The organism is Acidiphilium sp. PM, assembly GCF_000219295.1.
GTDB lineage: Bacteria > Pseudomonadota > Alphaproteobacteria > Acetobacterales > Acetobacteraceae > Acidiphilium > Acidiphilium multivorum.
Window position 1 is genome coordinate 1 of record NZ_AFPR01000546.1, and the last position, 6,059, is coordinate 6,059.

The 6,059-nt window shown below is 59.2% G+C and carries 7 protein-coding genes, 1 tRNA gene and 1 other RNA gene; 2 read left to right on the forward strand and 7 right to left on the reverse strand.

Annotated features, from left to right (window positions below; genetic code table 11):
- Positions 1–449: 449 nt before the first annotated feature.
- From APM_RS21785 to thyX, 5 genes are all read right to left on the reverse strand, one after another.
- A complete protein-coding gene (locus APM_RS21785; protein WP_138919258.1) occupies positions 450–815 on the reverse strand; it encodes a hypothetical protein in 366 nt (121 codons plus the stop codon).
- 28 nt (positions 816–843) lie between these two features.
- Positions 844–1,215: a hypothetical protein gene (locus APM_RS21790; RefSeq protein WP_138919259.1), complete on the reverse strand. Its 372-nt coding sequence runs from the start codon at positions 1,213–1,215 to the stop codon at positions 844–846.
- A 329-nt stretch (positions 1,216–1,544) separates the two neighbouring features.
- Positions 1,545–1,619: transfer RNA gene (locus APM_RS17850), tRNA-Thr, on the reverse strand.
- Positions 1,620–1,665: 46 nt separating this feature from the next.
- Complete coding sequence (gene hemA / locus APM_RS17855) at positions 1,666–2,892, reverse strand: 5-aminolevulinate synthase (protein ID WP_007424802.1); 1,227 nt, start codon at positions 2,890–2,892, stop codon at positions 1,666–1,668.
- A 139-nt stretch (positions 2,893–3,031) separates the two neighbouring features.
- Positions 3,032–3,964: an FAD-dependent thymidylate synthase gene (thyX, locus tag APM_RS17860; protein WP_007424803.1), complete on the reverse strand. Its 933-nt coding sequence runs from the start codon at positions 3,962–3,964 to the stop codon at positions 3,032–3,034.
- Between the two features lie 60 nt (positions 3,965–4,024).
- On the opposite strand from thyX, the gene ssrA reads away from it, so the two are divergent.
- Positions 4,025–4,367, forward strand: a transfer-messenger RNA (tmRNA) gene (gene ssrA, locus APM_RS20840).
- A 295-nt stretch (positions 4,368–4,662) separates the two neighbouring features.
- On the opposite strand, the gene APM_RS17865 is transcribed toward ssrA, so the two are convergent.
- Both APM_RS17865 and parA read right to left on the reverse strand, forming a co-directional pair.
- Positions 4,663–5,103, reverse strand: coding sequence for a hypothetical protein (locus APM_RS17865; protein WP_007424804.1), 441 nt, complete (start codon positions 5,101–5,103; stop codon positions 4,663–4,665).
- Complete coding sequence (parA, locus tag APM_RS17870) at positions 5,100–5,729, reverse strand: ParA family partition ATPase (protein WP_007424805.1); 630 nt, start codon at positions 5,727–5,729, stop codon at positions 5,100–5,102. The genes APM_RS17865 and parA overlap by 4 nt, the downstream gene beginning before the upstream one ends.
- Before the next feature lie 89 nt (positions 5,730–5,818).
- On the opposite strand from parA, the gene APM_RS17875 reads away from it, so the two are divergent.
- A partial coding sequence (locus APM_RS17875; RefSeq protein ID WP_039889195.1) for an NAD(P)H-hydrate epimerase occupies positions 5,819–6,059 on the forward strand: 241 nt, incomplete at its 3' end.

Here is a 6,059-nt window from a genome sequence, read left to right on the forward strand (position 1 = left end):
CCGGGTGCTGAAACTGGCGTTCGAGATGAAAAACCGAACTGCGTTGTTCAAACTTGCTCGGCAACTAGGAATCGACGGCAAAGACCGTGATTGGCCGCAATCCTAGATTGCACGAAATATAATTTTTTTATTTTGAAAAATTTTAGTCTATTATTTACAAAAATCGTTGAGCATATTTTTCCGAGCGGCTGGACAATGGTTGTTTATTAATTGATGTGGTCACGCAATTAGCATTACTCAGTTGTCCGCAATTGGCGATCCATCTGCAACAATACAATCGGTTCTATATCAACGCAAATGCAAAGCGTATGTCGGTTTAATTGCCAACTACTGAGTAAAAGTTACGACAGATCGGATTGTCTATCCAGAATAACTCGACCTTAGGAGGCTACAATCCGATATCTTTAACCACGACAGGGAACGTTTATTTAACGTTTTGACTCTCCTATTCAGTTTAACGGCACATGGTTGAGTTGATTTTGAGAATTTTTATAAGCTTCACACCATAATTGGGTTTTGAAATATACAGCAGTAGTGCGTGGGCCATCTGATGAAGCTGGCGTTAGGACAATCACACCAACCGCTACGCCGTTCGGGGCAACAAGGGCAATCAGTCTATCCTTAAGGCCCCTTTTCTTGTCGAATTGGTAATTGTCCATCGGAATATTCTGACCGGGCGCTCCTGGAATATCTGAACAAGTATCGTTGGTCAGTACTATAAACCAACCCGATTCAGTATAGTTTGCATCTTGTCCCCATCCCCTCCACGGCAACATGGCACAGATCACCACCAACCAGCATATAGTTTTCTTCATTAACTTTACCCTATATTATGATACAATCTTAATGTACGTAGCTTGGAACGTTTCCAACGTATTTCCAGCCTGCCAAGAAACTCCAAAACTCACGACCTGATTTTGTTGTAAATAAGCCAAAATTTAATTCTATATTAGTTATGCTCTGCATAGACGGCTTAATAATAGCAATTTGTCCTGGAGAAACCAAAAAGCATCTTCTAGACACTATTAATGGCTGCTCCATCTTATATAACGGCGTTGATGGTGGACTATGATGCAGTATATACATTAAATGCACCAAATCGCTTTTGCTTTTACATGCCAATGAACCCATGACAGATTCATCATAAACCGGTTGCGCTAATGCATACGGCATCAAAACAAGCGTTAACATGACGAATAGAAATATATTTTTCATCTATATTTCCAGTATATTTTTTTCAGAGATGAAGGTACGTAACCAACGCCTGCGCGGTTTAACAATTTGGCATCAACATCAGTGAGAAGTCAAAATTCTCGCGAGGGGGTGAACCGGGCCATTTCAGCGTTCGCGTTCCGCTCCCCATCCCCCGGCACCCACCCCTGCCGAATCCGGCAGCTTTATTAAGCCATCACGGATGCGTGAGTGTTAAGGAGCGGAGATAACCGAGTTCAGCCGAAATCGGCTCCCGTGCATCCCCGGTGCAACCCTGAAAAACCCAAGACCGAATACGTAAAATATAACTCATTGGAAAATATGGGAAAAAATGGTGCCGACACCCAGGATTGAACTGGGGACCTACTGATTACGAATCAGTTGCTCTACCGCTGAGCTATGTCGGCGCTGCGCGAGGCTATAGCGAGGCTCGTCGCTGGCTGCAAGACCGGGTCAGGCCGCCACCGTTCCGGTTTCGCCGGAAAGAATATGACGCAAGGCGGCGACGAGCTGGTCCATCATCGCTTCCGTATGTTTGGGGCCCGGTGTGAAGCGTAGCCGTTCGGTGCCAGCCGGTACCGTCGGGTAGTTGATCGGAGTTGCGTACATGCCGAATTCGCGGATCAGCCGCATCGAGACTTCGGTTGCCCGTGTCGCGTTGCCGATCATCAGCGGGACGATGTGGCTCTCTGTCGGCAGGCGCGGCAGGCCGGCCTGGTCGAATTTCGATTTCAGCAGATTTGCCCGTTCGAACAGCGTATCGCGCCGCGCCTGGTCGACCTTCAGCCGGCGGATCGAGGCAAGCGCCGCCGCGACGGTGGGCGGGGGCAGGGCGGTGGTGAAGATGAAGCCGGCCGCAACCGAGCGGATATAGTCGATCACGCTGGCATCGCCGGCGATGTAGCCGCCGTGGCAGCCATAGGCCTTGGCCAGCGTGCCCTCGATGATGGTGAGCCGATGGGCAACGCCGTCGCGCTCGGAGACGCCGGCACCGTGCGGCCCATACATGCCGACGGCGTGAACCTCGTCGAGATAGGTGATGGCGTTATACTTGTCGGCGAGGTCGCAGATCGCGCCGATCGGGGCGATGTCGCCGTCCATCGAATAGACGCTCTCGAAGGCGATCATCTTCGGCGCATCCGCCGGCGCCGCCGCAAGACGGGCTTCGAGATCGGCGAGGTCGTTATGGGCGAAGACATGCACAGTCGCCGCCTTGCCGCCCTTGATGCCGACGATCATCGAATTGTGGTTCTGCGCGTCGGAAAACACGTGCCAGCCGGGCATCGAGTTGAGGATCGCGGTCAGAGTCGCCTGGTTCGAGACATAGCCGGAGGTGAAGAGCAGGGCCGCATCCTTGCCGTGCAGGGCGGCGAGTTCGGCCTCGAGCGCGACGTGGATGGGGGAGGAGCCGGCGATGTTGCGCGTGCCGCCGGCGCCGGCGCCCATGGTGCGCGCGGCCTCGATCGAGGCTTCGATCACCTCGGGGTCGGTGCCCATGGCCAGATAGTCGTTTGAGGACCACACCAGAATGTCCTGGGTGCGGCCTTCCATCGTCACCTTGTAATAGGGGAAACGATCTGCCAGCTTTTCCAGCGCCACGAAGCGGCGGTAGCGGCCGGCGGCGCGGATGTCGGCCAGGGCCTTGTCGCATTGGGCGATGAACGGATGGTCGCGATTCATACGATGCTCCTCGTAGTCTCTCGGAGCCGGCGACGTGGCCGTGCCCGAACGTTGACTATTGCGGGGAAAGCGGCATCGCTCGTCAAGGACATAAGTTCAACCGGCGGACATATTTCGGAAAAATTTGACCGTACGCAGATCAGCCTGGCGTGGGCGGGGTGAGTGCGGCCATCATTTCCGCCCATTCGCGCTTCGACAGGCCGGATTGCGCTTGGTCGACGGGTTCGCCGGCCAGCATCCGGCGCAGGGCGGCGAGCATCGTGGCCGAGAAGGTCGCGGCCCCCATGCGGTAATCCTCGAAGGCGCGGCAACTGGCCGGAACCCAGGCGCGGGCGATATCGAGGATTGCCTCGGCATAGGCGCGGATCTCGTACTGGGCGTGGGGATCGGCGCGCAGGGACAGGAAGTGGAAGAGGTTGTGCAGGTCGGTCTTCCAGTACCACTGGGTGTAGGTGTTGAGGGTCAGGTTCATCCTGGCCAGTTCGCGCGCGAGGCCGCGGCGAGAGGGATCGGCGCCGCCTTCGTTCAGCATGCGCTCATAATGATTGTAATTCCGCTCGGCATCCGCGCGCAGCATGGCAAGCACCTCGGACGCCTCGTCGCCCTCGATCAGGTCTCCCCGACCTTGCCGGTTGCTGGCCGACTGGGCGGCGAGATTGGCCGGGGAGGGGATGTAGAATTCGCGGTCCATCACCGAATAGCGCGCGGAATATTCGTTCACGTTCGCGGTGCGATGGCGGATCCACTGGCGCGCGACGAAGATCGGCAGCTTCACGTGCAGCTTGATCTCGCACATTTCGAAGGGTGTGGAATGCCGGTGGCGCATGAGGTAGCGGATCAGTCCCTCGTCCTCGCTGACCTTGCGGGTGCCTCGGCCATAGGAGACGCGTGCCGCCTGCACGACGGCGGCATCGTCGCCCATATAGTCGACGACGCGGACAAAACCGTGATCGAGCACCGGAATCGCGCTGAAAAGCATGGCCTCGAGCGTGGGTACGGTGGCGCGGCGGGTCGGCGTGGTTTCGGCGCGCGCGGCCTCGATCTCGGTCCGGTCGGAATCGCTGAGCGGCATGACGGCAGTCCCTGGTTGAGCGATCGTCCTATGCCCGTCCGGCGCCATCGGCAAGAACAGGATCTTTCACAGCCGGTGTCCTTCACCTATATAGAGCGTGTCGGGCAACCGACTATGGCGATAAACGATGCGTGGAATAAGCGTAGTGGACCCGGGGGCAGTACCCGGCGCCTCCACCAGTTTCCCCGCCGGTCCGGTTCGCATTGCGCAAATCGAACCGCCGGCGGTTTCATGGGGGCGAAACAGGCTCGACACGCGTGGTAAAGACCCATCTTTCGCTCGGCATGGTTCCGCCGTCATCGGGCCGTATCACAAGTGCCAACGATAACTTCGAGGCGCTCGCTGTCGCTGCATAAGCGATAAGCGCGGCACGGGGGGCGCCGGGCAACAGAAGCCCCCCACCTTGCCTTTTCCATATCCAGCAGAGCGCAAAAAAAACGGCCGGTCTTTGACCGGCCGGCATCACGTTGATGCAACTTAAAGAGGCTCCCTAAACTTGGCGGCTGGCGCCCGAACTCTTCACGCTCGCAGTCGAACCGTGTTCGGTTGCGATCTTCGAAAATTTCGTAACGCCACAGTCAATAAATGGCCGAGATTCCCGGCGTGGGCAAGACCCTTTCGTGTCGCATATGGGCTGTTGAAAGAAAAAATGTGTTACATGCGGTGCGACAGGCGTGTTTTTTATGAAACATTGCCCGTCAGCCGTAGCGACCGGCCACCGCGACTGCCAGAATCACCCCGGAAATTGCAAGGTCCGCCGCAAAGAGGCGGGCGAGGCGGCGATACGCCGCTGCCTTTGCTTCCTCATCCGGCCCTGAGTCCGTTTCTTCCCAGAGAAACAGCGCACCGAATCGCGCGACCAAGAGCACGGCGGCCATCACGATGCCGAGAGCCTGCATCGCGTTCACCGTCCAGTTCCAGTGCTCCGGTGGTCCCTGTTCTGCAAACGCCAGGGCCCAGCCGGTGGCGAGCGTCACCGCCATGAACGGCACCGCCGCGTCGAGCTGGCGCCGGATCGCCACGGCGCCCGGCCCCGGCCCGGCCAGGAGAAGGCCGAGCAGCAAACCGCTCCACATGGCAAAGCCGCCAAGATGAACGGCCAACAGCACGCCGATCGTCGTGAAGCCGGACAGGGTCACTCTAGGATCGAGGCAAGCCGGGTGGCGAGGGCGGCGATTTCGGTACCGGCCAGCGTTGATGGACCGGTTTCGGCGACGCCCAGGCCCTCGGCGAAGCTGTTCGCATAGGCGGCGCGGTTGCCGAGCGCCTCGTCGATCAGTCGCAGTCGCCGTGCCGCGATCTCGGCTTCGAGGCGTCTTCGCAGTTTCGAGGCGGCCGGTGCGCGGTTGAACACCAGCGCGACGGGGCGGCGTTCCTCGGCCGCCAATGTCAGTGTGCCTTCCGCCGCCCAGAGATCGGGCGGTGAGGGGTTCAGCGGCACCAGTACGAGGTCGGCGCCGCGGATCGCCCGCCGCGCGTCGGAATCGAGCACCGGCGGCGTGTCGATGACGAGCAGGTCGCAATCGCGGCGCATCGCGTCGAGCGTGTTGGCGAGCCGCCATCCGGACACCGATTCGACCGCGAGATCGGCACGGGCCTTCGCATTGGCCGCGCGCAGCCGCGCCCAGGCGCCGAGCGAGCCCTGCGGATCGATGTCGAGCAGGCCGACCCGCCGCGTCATTCCGAGGGCGACGCCGAGCTGGGTCGCCAGCATCGTCTTGCCCGCGCCGCCTTTCTGTTGCGCCACCGCGATCACCTGCGCCATCCGAGCCTCCACTTTCGACGGAAGACTAGCAAAGACGACGCCTTCTGTCCCACATGGGCGGCATGGACGCTTTATATACGCCACAGGAAATGGGTCTGATCGATACGGCGGCGCTGTCATGCGGCGTCTCCGGGCTCATGCTGATGGAGAATGCCGGTACCGCGGTCGCGCGGGCGATCGTGCGGCGATTCCGCCCCTGCCGTGTGCTGGTACTCGCCGGGCCGGGCAACAATGGCGGGGATGGCTATGTCGCGGCGCGGCGACTTGCCGAACGCGGCTGGCCGGTGGCCGTTGCGCCGCTCGCGCCGCCGCGCCCGGCGAGCGATGCCG